The following is a 15,663-nucleotide window of genomic DNA, read 5'->3' on the forward strand; positions in this document are numbered from 1 at the left end:
GGCACATCAAATGGAGAGAAACAATGTCAATCAGAAGACCATTTAACCTGACCCAATGGATTGAAGAGAATCGCGACAAACTGAAACCACCTGTCGGTAACAAAAACCTATATCCTGAAGGCACCGACTACATTGTGATGATTGTTGCCGGCCCAAACGCTCGCAAGGATTACCATTACAACGAAACCGAAGAGCTTTTCTACCAGCTTGAAGGTAACATAACAGTTCGTATTCAGGAAGATGGTAAAGCCGTTGACATTCCTCTTGGCCCTGGCGACATGTACTTACATCCGCCTAAAGTGCCACACTCTCCTATTCGCTCAGAAGGCTCCTTAGGCTTAGTTATTGAAAGAGTCAGAAAACCTGAGCACACCGATGGACTGATGTGGTTCTGCGACAACTGCAACACCAAGCTTCACGACACTTACTTTCCGCTAACAAATATTGAAAAAGATTTCCTTCCAAGATTCAAAGAATTCTATGGCTCTGAAGAACTCCGCACCTGCAAAAACTGCGGCCATGTAATGGAGACGGATCCTAGGTTTGTGGAATAGTCAAAAGGCATTAGTCATTGGTCATTGGTCAATCGAAAAGAATAAGGAAATTGTATTTCAACAAATAAAACCACACATTATGAAATTGGAAGAATTACGAGTTTATAAACGAGCGGATGAGTTGTCTGACAAAATCTGGAATCTAGTATTAGACATGAATCATTTTGAGAAAGACACATTAGGTAAACAACTAGCCAGAAGTGCTGACTCCATTAGTGCAAACATTGCGGAAGGCTTTGGGCGGTACTTCTACAAAGAAAATCGACAATTCTGTTTCTATTCAAGAGGTTCGTTGCTGGAAACAAAAAGTTGGATTAACAAATGCCGTAGAAGAAATATCATTTCACCTGAAAATTTTGAGCAATTGATCAAAGAACTTGAGGAAGTTCACATTTCACTGAATGCCTATATTAAAACGATTGGAAAATCACCGAATCACAGTTAGCAAAACAACCAATGACTTTTGACCAATGACAAGACTCAAGATAGACATGCATACCCACATCATTCCAGAGCATTTGCCTAAATGGGCGGATAAGTTCGGATATGGTGATTTCATTCATCTGCATCACCATAAGGAGGGCGCAGCTATGATGATGAAGGGGGCAAAGTTCTTCAGGGAAATTCAGGCGAATTGTTGGGACCCGGAAATCAGGATGGAGGAATACGCCCAGCATGGTACACAGGTTCAGGTGATCTCGACTATCCCAGTACTATTTTCTTATGACGCCAAACCAGACGATGGGCTAGAAATCTCTCGCTTCCTGAATGACCACATGGCGGAAATTTGCCATAAGTACTCCAAAAACTATATCGGACTGGCCACCATTCCTATGCAAGATGAAGATTTGGCCATCCAAGAATTGAAGAGATGCAAGGAAGAACTCGGTCTACCAGGCATTCAGATTGGCTCTAACATAAATGATAAAAATTTAAGCTCGCCACGTTTCTTCCCTATTTTTCAGGCCTGCCAAGAATTGGGCATGAGTGTGATGATTCACCCGTGGAACATGATGGGCTTCCATAGTATTGAGCGCTATTGGCTGCCATGGCTGGTAGGTATGCCAGCAGAAACATCGAGGGCTGCTTGCTCGCTAATCTTTGGAGGAGTATTAGAAAGACTCCCCGATTTACGCATCAATTTTTCGCATGCCGGAGGTTCGTTTTTACCAACCTTAGGTAGAATTGAACATGGCTTCAATTGCCGACCAGACTTGGTGGCTATTGACAACCCCGTTAACCCGAGAGAGTACTTGGGCAAGTTTTGGGTAGACTCTATTACGCACGATGCGGACTTACTAGAATACGTTTTAAAAGTGCAGGGCTCTAAACGGATCACTCTGGGTTCCGACTATCCCTTTCCGTTAGGTGACTTGGAAATAGGCGCTTACATTGAAGAAATGAATCTTTCGGAAGAAGTAGTTGAAGACATTTTCTGCAATGCCGCTTTAGAATGGCTCAACTTAGACAAAAAGCAATTTGAGCAATGAAGCACACTGCCATTTCTTTCTTAGATACTCCCATTGGAAAGCTCAAGATTGTGGGCGATGAACTGGCCATCAAATTGGTAGCGTTTACTGATGAAGAGGAACGTTCTACAGATGGTAAAGTACCGGTGGTGGTTCGGAATTGTAAGTTTCAACTGAAGGAGTATTTCGAAGGAAAAAGAAAAGAATTTGACCTACCGCTCGATCCCAACGGTACGGAGTTCCAAAAAGAGGTATGGCAAGAGTTGTTGCAAATTCCTTTTGGAAGAACCTCTACCTATGCCAAGCAAGCGATAAAGTTAGGCGATTTGAAAAAGAACAGAGCTGTAGGAACAGCCAATGGCAAAAACCCAATTGCTATCATTATTCCCTGCCATAGAATTATTGGGTCAGATGGCAGTTTAACAGGCTATGCGGGAGGCCTTGAAAGAAAAGAGTGGTTGCTAAAACATGAGCACTCACTTCCCGGTTTTAATCAACTGAAACTATTCGGATGACATACGAGAACTCACTCACCTTTGCACAAAAAGCAGATCAGGAAGATCCATTAAGAAAATGGAGATCGGAATTTCACTTCCCTCAAATCAACGGGCAAGACGCCTATTATTTCACTGGTAACTCACTTGGGCTTCAACCTAAAAGAACTAGAAGCTTTGTTGAAGAAGAAATGAAGAAATGGGAAACCTATGGTGTAGAAGGCCATTTTGTTCCTAAAGAAAGACCTTGGTTAAAGTTTCACGAAGCAAGTAAAGAATCGCTCGCAAAAATTGTAGGTGCCAAGCCTATTGAAGTGGTTTCTATGAATAACCTTTCGGTGAATCTGCATTTGCTCATGGTCTCATTTTACAGACCAACCAAGGAGCGTTTCAAAATCATCTGTGAGGCAGGAGCTTTCCCTTCAGATCAATATATGTTCGAAAGTCAATTACACTTTCACGGACTTAACCCCGATGAAGCGCTTATTGAGCTAAAACCAAGAGAAGGAGAAAACAAACTACATATTGAAGACATTCTTTCTGCTATAGATGAGCACAGCAATGAGTTGGCATTAGTGCTTTTTGGAGGACTGCAATATTATACCGGTCAGCTTTTCGACATGAAAACGATCACAGAAGCGGGTCACAAAGCTGGAGCATTTGTTGGCTATGACTTAGCTCATGCTGCAGGGAACGTTCCACTCCAACTCCACGATTGGAATGTAGACTTCGCTACTTGGTGTTCTTACAAATACCTGAACTCTGGTCCAGGCAACGTAAGTGGCATCTTTGTACATGAAAGGTTCGCCCATGACACCGATTTACCGCGTTTTGCAGGTTGGTGGGGACACGATGAAGGTGAACGCTTCCAAATGAAAAAGGGCTTTAAGCCGATGCCTGGAGCCGATGGTTGGCAGTTGAGTAACGTAAATGTTATTGGTACGGCCGCTCACTTGGCTTCGCTTCAAATTTTCGATGAAGTAGGAATGGAAGCTTTGCGCGAGAAGAGTTTAAAACTGACGGGTTATTTGGAGTTCATCATAGACCAATTGAGTGGTGAAGACAAACTATTTGAGATAATTACCCCGAGAAATCCAGAAGAAAGAGGTGCCCAACTCTGTATTTTCTTTCACAGGAATGGGAAGTTGATGTTCGACTATTTGGTGGAACAAGGAGTAATTGGCGACTGGCGTGAACCAAATGTAATTCGTATTGCCCCCGCTCCTTTGTATAACTCTTTTGAAGATGTTTACCATTTTGGCAGACTATTGAAAGAAGCGATAGAGAAATATGCTGATGCCTAATAGAGAAATAGCATATGATTTTAATGTTTCATTTACACTCGATTAGAAGAGATGAAGCTATTGAGAACCTTCCTTTTCTACCTCAACCCTAAAGGGAGAAAGGAAGGATTCAACTATGATTTTTTGACCTATGAGTAGAAAAGTAACTGTACTCGGAGCCGGACTTGTTGGTTCATTACTATCTATTTTTTTAGCTAAAAGAGGCTATAAAGTAGAAGCATTTGAAGGCCGTCCGGACTTAAGAAAGTCTGACATCTCGGCTGGCAGATCTATCAACTTAGCTTTGAGTCACAGAGGTATTAAGGCATTAAACGCTCTTGGGCTTAATGAAGAGGTTAAGGAACGCTGTATTCCTATGCCTGGCCGTATGATCCATGACCTAGAGGGCAGCTTGGATTTTCATCCTTATGGGAAAGAAGGTCAGTTTATCAACTCAGTTTCCAGAGGTGGCCTGAATGAACTTTTGCTCGATGAAGCTGAAAAAGCTGGTGTAACCATTCACTTCAACCACAAATGTAACGATGTAAACTATAGAACTACGGAAGCGCATTTCCACTCGCCAGAAGGGGAAAAAGCGGTTTCATCTGACTTTATTTTTGGTGCCGATGGTGCGTTTAGTGCTTTGCGCAACTCATTTATGCGCGGCGAAAGGTTCAACTATGAGCAGCATTACATAACTGCTGGCTATAAAGAACTTCATATCCCCCCTACCGAAAACGGTGAGTTTGCCATAGACCCCAACGCGCTTCACATTTGGCCCAGAGGAAAGTTTATGCTGATTGCATTACCTAATCTGGATAAGAGTTTTACAGTGACACTTTTTCTTCCATTTGAAGGAGAAACGTCTTTTGAGTCGCTTCCGAACGATGAAGCAGTACTGGCATTCTTCAATAAAGAATTTGCCGATGCGGTGCCATTAATGCCAGAATTGCTACATGACTTCAACAACAACCCAACTTCGGGATTAGTGACTGTCCGTTGTTACCCTTGGACTCGAGGAAACTGCACTTTAATTGGTGATGCAGCCCATGCTATTGTGCCGTTTTATGGCCAAGGCATGAATGCTGGTTTTGAAGACTGCCATGTGCTCGACCAGCTTTTGGGAGAACATGGCGAGCTTAGTACGGAGCTTCTAAAAAAGTATCAAGAATTACGCAAACCCGATGCAGAAGCTATTGCAGATTTAGCATTGTACAATTTTATAGAGATGCGTGATAAGGTGGCCGACCCTAAATTCATACTTCAAAAGAAGATTGAAAAAAGACTGAATGAACTCTTTCCTGAGCAATGGCTTCCACTCTACCCAATGGTAACGTTCAGTGATTTGCGCTATTCCGAAGCACTAGAAATAGGGCGAAAGCAACAGCAAATTATGAACAAAGTAATGGAGTACCCAGGCATAGAAGTGGCTTGGGAGAATCTGGATTTTGAGTCGATTGTTAATCAGTTGTAATCTTTCTTCTTTCAATTAAAGGAGTACTGCCCTTCACCAATTTAAAAGTCCTATTAAAATTAGATAGGTTATTAAAGCCCACTTCATAGGCAATTTGAGCAACGGAAAGTTCAGTAGTCCGAAGTAGTTCAGTAGCCTTTTGCAGCCTGATTTCATTAAGGAAATTCAGGTAGGTTTTTCGGGTGTGCTGCTTAAAGTAACGGCAAAAAGCTGCCTTGTTCATGTGAACCACATCAGCCACTTCTTCTAATTGAATCGGTCGATGATAGTTTTCTAGGGTGAACTTGAAAACATCGTCCAGCCTTCTCCCTTGGTTTTCTGTAATAGACTTTTGTGGTAATTGGCTTAGTGGCTGAAGCTCCGTTTTCCCCAATTCATCAATCAAACAAAGAGTTTGCCCAAGTCTAGAAAGTGGATTTGCTCGAAAGACTTCATCTATTTGATGAATCAGTTTTTGACTTTCTTCAGGGTTTATCTTGAGTCCACGGTAAGCAGCCAAAAGTAGACCTTCTAACTGACTCAATTCAGGCAAAATAGCCTGTCCTTTTCTAATTAAATCAGGCTTGAAGAAGATAGACTTAGCCAAAATCCTCAAACTATCTTTCTCATAATACTCAGCTCTGCTCCTAAAAACATGAGGCACATTACTCCCCATCAAAAAGACTTCATTAGGCTTAAACTCTCCGAGATAATCTCCGTAAATCAGAGTTCCTTCCCCCTTTACAATCCATGTTAATTGCAACTCTGGGTGCTGATGCAGTTTATCGTAAAAGTAAGGCTCATCATCAATCTGTAGATGGAATGAGCTGTCTTCAACCTTAGGTATTTTAAAAGGTAGCGCCTTCATCAATGAAATCTAAACACTTTATATTCAACTGAACTGACAAAAATGCAAATATTTCACTATTAATGATCAATTTCTACGAAGCAAGCCTTTGAGAACTGGCGTAGTTTTGAGAAAATTTTAAGCCATGAAAGTGAATTGGGAAGGAGTTTACCCTGCAGTTACCACCAAGTTTACCACAGATGACCGACTGGATAATGAAATGTTTGCCAAAAACATAGAAGCTCAGCTCAATGCTGGAGTTGATGGGATAATTCTGGGAGGAACATTAGGAGAAGCCTGCTCATTGATGGAAGATGAGAAAGATGAGTTAGTGAAATACACAGCAGAGCTAGCTAAAGGCAAAGTGCCAGTGGTGATGAATATTGCTGAGCAAACTACCAAAGGAGCTATTAAGGCAGCAGAAAAGGCCAAAGCCAATGGTGCCGATGGCTTAATGATGCTCCCTCCTATGCGCTATAAAGCCGATGACCTTGAAACCGTAACTTATTTTAAAGCGGTAGCCAACTCAACAGACCTTCCAATTATGATCTACAATAACCCTGTAGACTATAAAATTGAAGTCACGTTAGACATGTTCGAATCTCTATCTGAATGTGAAAACATTCAGGCAGTAAAGGAATCTACCAGAGATATTTCTAATGTCACCAGAATGAAAACCCGTTTTGGGAATCGATTTAAAATACTTTCTGGTGTAGACACCTTGGCCTTAGAAAGCCTTTTAATGGGAGCTGATGGCTGGGTTGCAGGACTTGTTTGCGCTTTCCCTACAGAAACCGTAGCGATCTACAGATTACAAAAGGCTGGAAGAATTGCCGAGGCAATAGAAATCTACAGATGGTTTTTACCGCTTCTAGAGCTAGACATTAATCCTAAATTGGTTCAGAATATCAAACTAGCCGAAGTGGCTACAGGCATTGGAACTGAAACTGTGCGCCCTCCAAGGCTTCCTCTACAAGGAGTGGAAAGAGACAGCGTTTTAAGTATTATAAAAGAAGGTGTTGAAAATAGACCATCCCTTCCAGTCTACTTGAATTTATAAGATGATTACAGGACAAAACTTTATAGGAAAAAGCCCAGCCTCTACTGGCAGCAAAAACTTAACATCGTATAACCCTGCCTCTGGAGAAGCATTTAAAGAGGTATTTGTAGAAGCTACGGAAAAAGAAGTTAATGAGGCCGTAGACTTAGCTGTGAAAGCGTTCAAAGCTTATCGAAAGAAAAGCTCTACCGAAAGAGCTAATTTCTTAAGAGCAATTGCCAAGAACATAATGGATTTAGACCATGTGCTAGTAGAGCGTGCAATGGCCGAAACTGCTCTTCCAGAAGGCAGAATTCAAGGTGAACGAGGCAGAACATGCAATCAGCTAAATGCCTTTGCCGACATTATTGAGGAGGGTTCGTGGGTAAACGCCAGAATTGACACCGCCATTCCCGATAGGCAACCCATTCCTAAACCTGACCTAAGAAAGATGGAAATGCCAATTGGCCCGATCGCTGTTTTTGGTGCTAGTAATTTCCCATTGGCATTTTCTACCGCAGGAGGCGACACCGCTTCTGCTCTAGCCGCAGGCAACCCTGTGATTGTAAAAGGACACGAATCTCATTTGGGTACTAATGAATTGGTAAGCCGGGCAATATTAAAGGCTGCCGAAGAAACTGGTATGCCAGATGGTGTTTTCTCTATGGTGAATGGGGGAATCTCTGTTGGCCAACAATTGGTGAAAGATGAAAGAATTAAAGCGGTTGGTTTTACAGGATCGTTTAGGGGAGGTAGAGCCCTCATGGATAGCGCGGCCGCACGTAAAAACCCAATTCCTGTCTATGCGGAAATGGGCAGCACTAACCCTGTCATTGCATTCCCAGAAAAACTCACGCAAGAGGCAGCCGTTTTAGCGCAAACCTTGGCCAGCTCGGTAACTTTAGGCGTTGGGCAATTCTGTACTAGTCCTGGTCTTTTACTAGCCATTAAATCAGACGCATTAGATGCTTTCAAAGCCGAACTAGCCACAGCGCTTTCTTCCACTCCAAAAGGAGTGATGTTAAACGAAAGCATTGGAAAATCTTATGAAAGAACAGGTAATGAAGTAAGAAATCATCAAACAGTAACTTCTTCTTCTGAAAAAATAGAAGCTGGTGCAGCTGCTACGGTAAGCGTTTCTGGAGCTGATTTTATGGCAAACCCAGAATTGCATCACGAAGTATTCGGCCCATTCATTATTGTTGTAGAATGCGCTGACCAATCCGAGTTACCTCAAGTTGTAGATGCCCTAGACGGACAACTTACAGGGTCCATTCTTGCTACTGATTCAGACCTCGTGAATTATGAGGAAGTAATTAATAGTCTAAGAGAAAAGGTGGGCAGAATTATTTACAACGGCATGCCGACTGGGGTTGAAGTTTGCCCAGCTATGCACCATGGTGGACCGTACCCGTCTAGCAGTAATGGCCGATACACATCAGTGGGCTACGATGCCATAACTCGGTTTACCAGACCAGTGGCCTTTCAATCGTGGCCAAACAGCGTTCTACCTGAAGAACTTAAGGACTCTAATCCAAAAGGAATCAGCAGGTTGATAAACGGTGAGCTCACCAATAAAGCGATAGAATGATGAAAACATTGGCTGCTAGCTACTCCTCAATGAACTAGAAGATGAATAAGAGATTCTTTTGTATAGACGCCCATACCTGTGGAAACCCTGTTAGGCTAGTGACTGGTGGAGGCCCCTTACTTATGGGGGCTAACATGAGCGAAAAGAGACAGCACTTTTTAGAGGAATACGACTGGATAAGGAAGGGGCTAATGTTCGAGCCGCGAGGACATGATATGATGTCCGGCAGCATACTTTATCCTCCCAGTGACCCCATCAATGATATAGGAGTGCTATTCATCGAAACCTCCGGTTGTTTACCTATGTGTGGGCATGGTACTATTGGTACTGTAACTATCATGATTGAAGAAGGGCTCGTTAAGCCTAAAACACCTGGAAAGCTGAGGCTGGAAACACCAGCAGGATTAGTACTCATAGACTTTGAGCAGAAAGGAAAAAAAGTAAGTAGTGTAAGGCTAACCAACGTACCTGCTTACTTGGCTGCAGAGGAGATAAAAGTAGATTGTCCAGATTTAGGACAACTCACTGTCGATGTAGCCTATGGTGGTAATTTTTATGCAATTGTAGATCCGCAAGAGAATTACCAAGACATGGCCAATTACTCGGCCAACGACCTAGTTAATTGGAGTAGGGTACTGAGGGAAAGAATAAATGCATCTCACACTTTCCAACACCCAGAAAACGAAACCATTCGCGGGCTTTCTCACATTTTATGGACAGGTAAGCCCACAAGAGACAATTCTACTGCTAGAAATGCAGTTTTCTATGGAGACAAAGCAATAGACAGGTCTCCATGTGGTACCGGCACCTCAGCTAGAATGGCTCAATGGGCGGCTAAAGGCAAACTACAGCCTGGAGACCAATTTGTTCACGAGAGCATTATTGGCAGCCAGTTTATAGGAAGAATAGAACAACAAGTAAAGTTAGGAGCAATTGATGCGATTGTGCCTAGCATTGAGGGATGGGCCAAAATAACAGGCTACAATACCATATTAATAGATGATGAGGACGACCCATATGCATATGGATTTCAGGTAATCTAAATGAAAGCGAAAAAAGTAATCATTATTGGGGCTGGCATTGTTGGGTATAGCACTGCCTACTTCCTGAATAAATCGGGCTGTGAGGTTACTATTCTAGAACAAACCGATGGCAACAATAACTGCTCTTATGGTAATGCCGGTTATGTTTCACCCAGTCATTTGGTTCCATTGGCCTCTCCTGGAATCATCAGCCAAGGGCTCAAATGGATGCTAAACAAAAGAAGTCCTTTCTACATTAAGCCGAAGCTAGACTTGGACCTTATTCGCTGGGTGAGACTTTTTCACAAAGCCTCTACAGACAAACGGGTAAAAGAAGCAATACCAGTTCTGTATGATCTAACCGTGAAAAGTCAAAAACTCTATGAAGAAATATTAGAAACTGAGCGAATAGAAGCCGGGTATAATAAGTCTGGACTACTAATGGTTTGCCAAACACCTCAAACCCTACACCATGAAGAAGAAATGGTAAAAATTGCTGAGTCCTATGGCTTAGAAGCCTCCACCTTAACTCGAGAAGAGACAGAAAAACTAGACCCAAATGTGCAGTACAACATGGCGGGCTCAGTATTTTTTGGTTGCGACTCATGGATGACTCCAAACGTATTCATGGCAAAATTCAGAGAGCTACTTATTGAAAGAGGTGTAGACATTCAATACCACAGCACACTAACTGATTTTAAAATTGAAAATAGCAAAGTCAAAGCAGCTAAAACTAAAGTGGCCGAATTAATAGCAGACGAGTTTATTATTACTGCGGGTGCTTGGTCTCCACTTCTCATGAAGCGGCTCGGCATATTTATGCCACTGCAAGGAGGCAAAGGGTATAGCTTTATGATGGAAAATCTACCGATCAACCCGAAGCTACCTTCAATTTTGGTTGAAGCACGAATTGCAACTACACCAATGTTGCACGGTCTTAGAATTGCTGGCACCATGGAGCTGGCCGGTATTAACCACACCATTAACCAGCCTCGTATAGATGGAATTATCGAGTCTTTAAAAGTAGCTATGCCAAGCTTGGCAGATTATGACTTTTCATCAATCAGACCATGGGCAGGCCTAAGGCCGTGTACGCCAGACGGCCTGCCTTATATTGGCAGAGTTTCATCACTTTCAAACCTGCAGGTAGGAACTGGCCACGCCATGTTAGGCTGGACTTTAGGACCTATTACAGGCAAAATGCTCGCGGAAGAAGTTCTTGGAGAAAAGGCTTCTGTAAGATCTGAATTGCTTAAAGTAGAAAGGTATAACTAAGCATAGCTATTACATAGAACGCAATAGACAATTGTTAAACCTAGTGATTAAGTCTAGAAGCAGAACCATAGGTATACAATAAGCTTAGAAAAGTTGGAAGTCATTAATTCGACAGAGGCCAAATGGCATCGGCTTTCAGGCAGGTTGAAGTATTAAAAAGCCGAATAAGGAAATACAAGTAGCTCATTTCATTTGCAATTACTATCTTCCAACATAATCAGTTGACATTGAGTTTAACGGTTTCCTCAACCAAAGACTTACAATAACTACTGATAAATGGCTAAATCAGCAATTGTGATTGGCTCCGGCATAGCAGGAATAGCTTCTGCCATTCGGTTGGCCAACAGAGGGTACACCGTTTCCGTATTTGAAGCAAATAGCTACCCAGGAGGTAAACTTTCAGAAATTTCTTTAGGGGAGTATCGATTCGATGCTGGCCCTTCTCTATTTACCCTTCCACATTTAGTAGATGAACTTTTTGAGCTCTCTGGATTAAATCCTAAGGATTATTTTGAATACGTTCAGCTAGATGAAACTTGCCGATATTTCTATGCCGATGGTAGTCGGCTTACAGCTTGGTATGATAAGGAAAAGCTAGCCTCCGAGTTTGAAGAACAGCTTGGAGAATCTCGCAAAAACATCTTAGCGGCTTTAGATAATAGTGCTCTGCTTTATAAACATTTGGCACCGTTATTCTTAGAAAAGAGTTTGAACAAGGTTTCAACTTGGCTCAGCCCAGATGCTCTTTCAGCCTACGGAAAACTAAATCGCTTTGATTTCAATAGAACAATGAACCAAGCCAATCAAAAGCGATTCGACAACCCAAAAACCGCTCAGCTTTTCAACAGGTATGCTACCTACAACGGATCAGATCCTTATCAGACTCCGGCCACATTGAATATCATCCCTCATTTAGAATTTGGCATAGGGGCGTACTTCCCAAAAGGCGGAATGCACGCCATAACCAACTCCTTATATAGCTTGGCGCTAGACTTAGGTGTAAATTTCTACTTCGACACCAAGGTTCAAAAAATAGTGGTTCACAAAGGAGCAGCTAAAGGCATCGACACTAATATGGGTTTTCATAAAGCCGATAAGGTGGTGTGCAATATGGATATGGTTGCAGCTTACAAAAACCTATTAAAAGACCAGCATCAACCTAAAAGGCTGCTAAATCAGCCTAAATCTAGTTCTGCACTTATTTTTTATTGGGGAATCAAGAAAGAGTTTAAGCAACTAGGGCTTCATAACATCTTCTTTTCGGAAGACTATAAGACAGAGTTTCAGCACATATTTAAGAAAGGCAGTATTTATAAAGACCCGACTGTCTATGTAAATATTACTTCGGTTCATAATGCTTCGGATGCTCCTGAGGGCTGCCAGAACTGGTTTACTATGATTAATGTACCCAATAATCAGGGGCAAGACTGGGACTACCTGATTCAATATGCTAAAAAAGCGATCATCAAAAAGCTATCAAAAGAGCTTGGAGAAGATATTGAGCCACTGATTGAGGTAGAAGACATTCTGGATCCGAGGCTTATTGAGGCCAAAACTAGTAGTGTGGCGGGTGCACTTTATGGCAATAGCTCGAATAACAAATTCTCTGCATTCTTGCGCCACCCAAACTTCTCAAAGCGTATCAAAGATTTGTACTTCTGTGGGGGGAGTGTTCACCCAGGAGGCGGAATTCCTCTTTGCCTGTCTTCAGCAAAACTAGTAGATGAATTAATGAATTAGGCTCGCTTCCACAATCTTGGTTGAGTCGGCTTCCACCTCATCATTAGAAAAGAAGAGCTTATATTGCTCGTATCGGTTCATAATTTGTTTCACGTAATTAACAGGTTCTGAACCGCGACAATAGCCAAATTCTACAACGGGGTCATTGTAATATTCAGGCTTTGATTTTAGAAGTAGGTACTCAGCCACAACACTCCAGTCTTTTGCATCTTTGTTATATTTCTCTGCCAAACGCATGGCATCTCTTACATGGCCTTGACCAACATTGTATGCTCCAAGCGTAAACTTCATCCTGTCTTCAATATTCTCAAGATCATCTTCCCAATAATTGAGAAGCCATTGCAAATGCTTAACGCCCGCCCAAATATTCTGTTCTGGATTGTAGACATCGTCAACTGAGTACTCGTCTATAACATTATTGGTTAACTGCATGAGACCTTTCGCCCCTGCCCAAGACTCTACCTTCGGATCGAACTTAGATTCTTGAAAAATAATTGAGGCCAACAACAACCAGTCAATTCCTAGTTCTTCGGCTCCTTCCATTATTAAATCATCATAAGGTGAAATTCTACCCTGGCTTATTGAAGAGTAATCACTCTTAGCTCTAATTCTCTGAGTTTTACTACTCTTAAAATACTTATTATAGATCACATAAAAATCTGGCTTCCGCTTCATTTGAGTAATCCAATTGTCTACTGCCTTCTTCAGGTTGGGAGCATTTTTTCTCATACCCCAAGCAATTTGTTGAGGGAAACTAATGTCTGTGGCAACATCTAATATTGGAGAATAGGTAGCATTAATCATGGCTACATCTTCATCGGCAATGGTATAGTCTATCTCACCATTTACTACCTGCCTAATTAGATTCTCAGTATCTACATCGCCTTCCAATTCTACCACATCAATATCCTCTCCAATCTCATCAGATAAATTCTTCAACCTCGATGCGAAAGAAGAGCCCTTTCTTGTATACACCTTTTCGCCCCCTAAGTCTATAGGGTTCCTGATAAGAGAGGCATCTATTTGGTGAATTTTAAGCTGTCTCCAATTGTCTGGCTTTCGCTGCACCAACACTTGCCTAACCGTATTATGAGGTTCTGAAAAGGCTACTCGCTTGCTACGCTCTTTAGTAATAGTGAGGTGGTAAGCCATAATATCGGCTTCCCCAGAATTGAGCATTTCAAAGGCTTGCTCTATATTGGCGGTAAGTACCACTTTGAGGTCTACACCAAGACTCTTGGTTAAGCGAGAAAGTAATTCGTATTCATAGCCCATTGGCCTACCTCTGTAAATGAAATAGCCCGTGGTGCTATTATCTACAACTGCAATGAGGCTTCCTCGTTCTTTGATTTTATCCAGATCGAATTTAATAGCCTTGCTCTCCTTTTTGGGAGTGTTCTGGGCGGTGCTTTGATCTGAAGAGTTGTTACATGACCAAAAGAGTGCAACCAGCAAAACACTGGCTGTCAACGAAATGAATTTACGTTTAGTAGATTTCATATCTTTCTACAAAACCCAATTGAGCCACGAAAGTTCAATTGGAGGTTTTGAGAAGATAGTAAACTAGGTCTTAAAATTCAAGCACTTAGACTAACGGAGGTTCTCTCCTGCCAACCTTTTGAGCTCTACTTCTTGCACTTGAACGTTGAATGCAGCTTGCAACTTTCTTAGTTCGGCCTGAACGAAATTGACTTGAGCTTCGCGAATTTCTAGAGCAGTGGCATTGCCAATATTGTATCGGTCTTGAGCTATCTCGTAGTTTTCTTCGGCAATTTCAAAATTGCGTTCTTCCAGCTCACTCAAAGCAAGGCTATTTTCATAATTGATGAAGGCCTTTCTAATATCTGCTTCTAATTGCTGCTTCAGGTCTTGCACTTCTAATTCGCGGGTTTCTACTGCTATACGAGCATTTTGCTGCCTTCTTTTCACATCGAATCCATTGAGGATTGTCCATGAAGCTGAGACACCATAATTAATACCTTTTGAGGTGTTGCTTATAAGAAAGCCAGCATCTGAGTTCCGATCGTTGAAGTTATAACCGAAGTTTAGAGATATCTCTGGAAGTAGCTCGGCTTTTACCTCTTTGGTTTGAAGATATGCGATTTCACGATTCCTCCGCGCTCTCAACAAACTCGGATTGTTGAGGTTCACACTCTCAAGAAGACCGTTCAATTCAAGGCTCCTCTCTACTTCGAATGTCGACTGAACGGAGTATCTATTCTCTAAGTCGGCCCCCATTAGTCTGTTCAGGTCAACAAAAGCATTGTATACTACCTCCCTTTGTTGAAGAATATTCGATTGATCTGTATTGTAATCTACTTGAGCTTGTAAATAATCTAACTTAGATGTTTTACCAACTTCATAGCGAGTCTTGGCTAATTCAACTCTTGTAGCCGACAGTTCTAGCGCGTCTTCCAATACCCTTAGCCTTTCTTGCTCCAAAACAATAATGTAGTAGGCAGTAGAAATTTGAGCAATAGTATTTTCAATCTGAACCTTCAAATCGTCCTCTGCCAATCCCATTTGCTCTGCCAACCTGTCTCTAGTATAGAACATACCAAGCCCATCGAAGATGGTCCATCGGAGCGTAGGGCTCACATCTAAAGTATTAGACTTTGCACCATTTATTTCTCTTGGCGCATCGTCATTCACAAACTGCTGAGTAACATTAGTATTAGAGAAGCTTTTACTGGCCGTAACACTCACGTTAGGCAAAAATTCACCAATACTTTTATCATAGTCGTTAGTTGTCTGATCTACCGTTTTTGAAACTATTTGAATATTCAGATTCTTTTCTAGACCAGTAGCAACGGCCTCCTGAAGCGTAAGACTTTGTTGGGCCATTACGCCTCCAGAAAGGAGAATAAAAAATAAACTTGAAACAATTCTTTTCATG

General features: G+C 41.9%; 14 protein-coding genes. 11 read left to right on the plus strand and 3 right to left on the minus strand.

The window, feature by feature from the left end:
* The first annotated feature begins 23 nt into the window (after positions 1-23).
* The 6 genes from T7867_RS03140 to T7867_RS03165 all read left to right on the plus strand — a co-directional run bounded on the left by T7867_RS03140 (position 24) and on the right by T7867_RS03165 (position 5,274).
* A complete protein-coding gene (locus T7867_RS03140; protein WP_068215676.1) occupies positions 24-554 on the plus strand; it encodes a 3-hydroxyanthranilate 3,4-dioxygenase in 531 nt (176 codons plus the stop codon).
* A 79-nt stretch (positions 555-633) separates the two neighbouring features.
* Positions 634-999 carry a four helix bundle protein gene (locus tag T7867_RS03145; RefSeq protein WP_068215678.1) on the plus strand — a complete coding sequence of 122 codons (366 nt, stop codon included), beginning with the start codon at positions 634-636 and terminating at the stop codon, positions 997-999.
* A 25-nt stretch (positions 1,000-1,024) separates the two neighbouring features.
* Positions 1,025-2,044, plus strand: a complete 1,020-nt coding sequence (locus tag T7867_RS03150) for an amidohydrolase family protein (protein ID WP_068215680.1) — start codon at positions 1,025-1,027, stop codon at positions 2,042-2,044.
* Positions 2,041-2,538: a methylated-DNA--[protein]-cysteine S-methyltransferase gene (locus tag T7867_RS03155; RefSeq protein ID WP_068215682.1), complete on the plus strand. Its 498-nt coding sequence runs from the start codon at positions 2,041-2,043 to the stop codon at positions 2,536-2,538. The genes T7867_RS03150 and T7867_RS03155 overlap by 4 nt, the downstream gene beginning before the upstream one ends.
* The gene (gene kynU, locus T7867_RS03160; RefSeq protein WP_068215683.1) at positions 2,535-3,821 is read left to right on the plus strand and encodes a kynureninase; all 1,287 of its coding nucleotides are present in this window, start codon (positions 2,535-2,537) and stop codon (positions 3,819-3,821) included. The genes T7867_RS03155 and kynU overlap by 4 nt, the downstream gene beginning before the upstream one ends.
* Positions 3,822-3,951: 130 nt before the next feature.
* A complete protein-coding gene (locus T7867_RS03165) occupies positions 3,952-5,274 on the plus strand; it encodes an FAD-dependent oxidoreductase (protein WP_068215685.1) in 1,323 nt (440 codons plus the stop codon).
* Here T7867_RS03165 and T7867_RS03170 read toward each other — a convergent pair.
* Positions 5,261-6,121, minus strand: coding sequence for an AraC family transcriptional regulator (locus T7867_RS03170; protein WP_068215687.1), 861 nt, complete (start codon positions 6,119-6,121; stop codon positions 5,261-5,263). The two genes, T7867_RS03165 and T7867_RS03170, sit on opposite strands and share 14 nt — an antisense overlap.
* A gap of 124 nt (positions 6,122-6,245) precedes the next feature.
* On the opposite strand from T7867_RS03170, the gene T7867_RS03175 reads away from it, so the two are divergent.
* The 5 genes from T7867_RS03175 to crtD all read left to right on the plus strand — a co-directional run bounded on the left by T7867_RS03175 (position 6,246) and on the right by crtD (position 12,767).
* Complete coding sequence (locus T7867_RS03175; protein WP_322299831.1) at positions 6,246-7,160, plus strand: dihydrodipicolinate synthase family protein; 915 nt, start codon at positions 6,246-6,248, stop codon at positions 7,158-7,160.
* 1 nt (position 7,161) lies between these two features.
* Positions 7,162-8,730, plus strand: coding sequence for an aldehyde dehydrogenase (NADP(+)) (locus T7867_RS03180; protein WP_068215691.1), 1,569 nt, complete (start codon positions 7,162-7,164; stop codon positions 8,728-8,730).
* Between the two features lie 41 nt (positions 8,731-8,771).
* A complete protein-coding gene (locus T7867_RS03185; RefSeq protein WP_273514932.1) occupies positions 8,772-9,773 on the plus strand; it encodes a 4-hydroxyproline epimerase in 1,002 nt (333 codons plus the stop codon).
* Positions 9,774-11,027 carry an NAD(P)/FAD-dependent oxidoreductase gene (locus tag T7867_RS03190; protein ID WP_273514930.1) on the plus strand — a complete coding sequence of 418 codons (1,254 nt, stop codon included), beginning with the start codon at positions 9,774-9,776 and terminating at the stop codon, positions 11,025-11,027.
* Positions 11,028-11,303: 276 nt separating this feature from the next.
* Positions 11,304-12,767, plus strand: a complete 1,464-nt coding sequence (gene crtD, locus T7867_RS03195) for a 1-hydroxycarotenoid 3,4-desaturase CrtD (protein WP_322299832.1) — start codon at positions 11,304-11,306, stop codon at positions 12,765-12,767.
* Here crtD and T7867_RS03200 read toward each other — a convergent pair.
* A complete protein-coding gene (locus T7867_RS03200) occupies positions 12,756-14,267 on the minus strand; it encodes an MltF family protein (RefSeq protein WP_084375529.1) in 1,512 nt (503 codons plus the stop codon). The genes crtD and T7867_RS03200 overlap by 12 nt on opposite strands.
* 90 nt (positions 14,268-14,357) lie before the next feature.
* Positions 14,358-15,662 (minus strand): TolC family protein, encoded by a 1,305-nt coding sequence (locus T7867_RS03205; RefSeq protein ID WP_068215699.1) that lies wholly within the window; start codon positions 15,660-15,662, stop codon positions 14,358-14,360.
* Position 15,663 lies beyond the last annotated feature (1 nt).

Origin of the sequence: Roseivirga spongicola (genome assembly GCF_034376045.1) — a bacterium.
GTDB classification, from domain to species: Bacteria; Bacteroidota; Bacteroidia; order Cytophagales; family Cyclobacteriaceae; genus Roseivirga; species Roseivirga spongicola.

Coding starts and splice junctions, on each gene's coding strand:
- T7867_RS03140 (WP_068215676.1), top strand. CDS start 24: ATGTCAATCAGAAGACCATTTAACCTGACCCAATGGATTGAAGAGAAT.
- T7867_RS03145 (WP_068215678.1), top strand. CDS start 634: ATGAAATTGGAAGAATTACGAGTTTATAAACGAGCGGATGAGTTGTCT.
- T7867_RS03150 (WP_068215680.1), top strand. CDS start 1,025: ATGACAAGACTCAAGATAGACATGCATACCCACATCATTCCAGAGCAT.
- T7867_RS03155 (WP_068215682.1), top strand. CDS start 2,041: ATGAAGCACACTGCCATTTCTTTCTTAGATACTCCCATTGGAAAGCTC.
- kynU (WP_068215683.1), top strand. CDS start 2,535: ATGACATACGAGAACTCACTCACCTTTGCACAAAAAGCAGATCAGGAA.
- T7867_RS03165 (WP_068215685.1), top strand. CDS start 3,952: ATGAGTAGAAAAGTAACTGTACTCGGAGCCGGACTTGTTGGTTCATTA.
- T7867_RS03170 (WP_068215687.1), bottom strand. CDS start 6,121: ATGAAGGCGCTACCTTTTAAAATACCTAAGGTTGAAGACAGCTCATTC.
- T7867_RS03175 (WP_322299831.1), top strand. CDS start 6,246: ATGAAAGTGAATTGGGAAGGAGTTTACCCTGCAGTTACCACCAAGTTT.
- T7867_RS03180 (WP_068215691.1), top strand. CDS start 7,162: ATGATTACAGGACAAAACTTTATAGGAAAAAGCCCAGCCTCTACTGGC.
- T7867_RS03185 (WP_273514932.1), top strand. CDS start 8,772: ATGAATAAGAGATTCTTTTGTATAGACGCCCATACCTGTGGAAACCCT.
- T7867_RS03190 (WP_273514930.1), top strand. CDS start 9,774: ATGAAAGCGAAAAAAGTAATCATTATTGGGGCTGGCATTGTTGGGTAT.
- crtD (WP_322299832.1), top strand. CDS start 11,304: ATGGCTAAATCAGCAATTGTGATTGGCTCCGGCATAGCAGGAATAGCT.
- T7867_RS03200 (WP_084375529.1), bottom strand. CDS start 14,267: ATGAAATCTACTAAACGTAAATTCATTTCGTTGACAGCCAGTGTTTTG.
- T7867_RS03205 (WP_068215699.1), bottom strand. CDS start 15,662: ATGAAAAGAATTGTTTCAAGTTTATTTTTTATTCTCCTTTCTGGAGGC.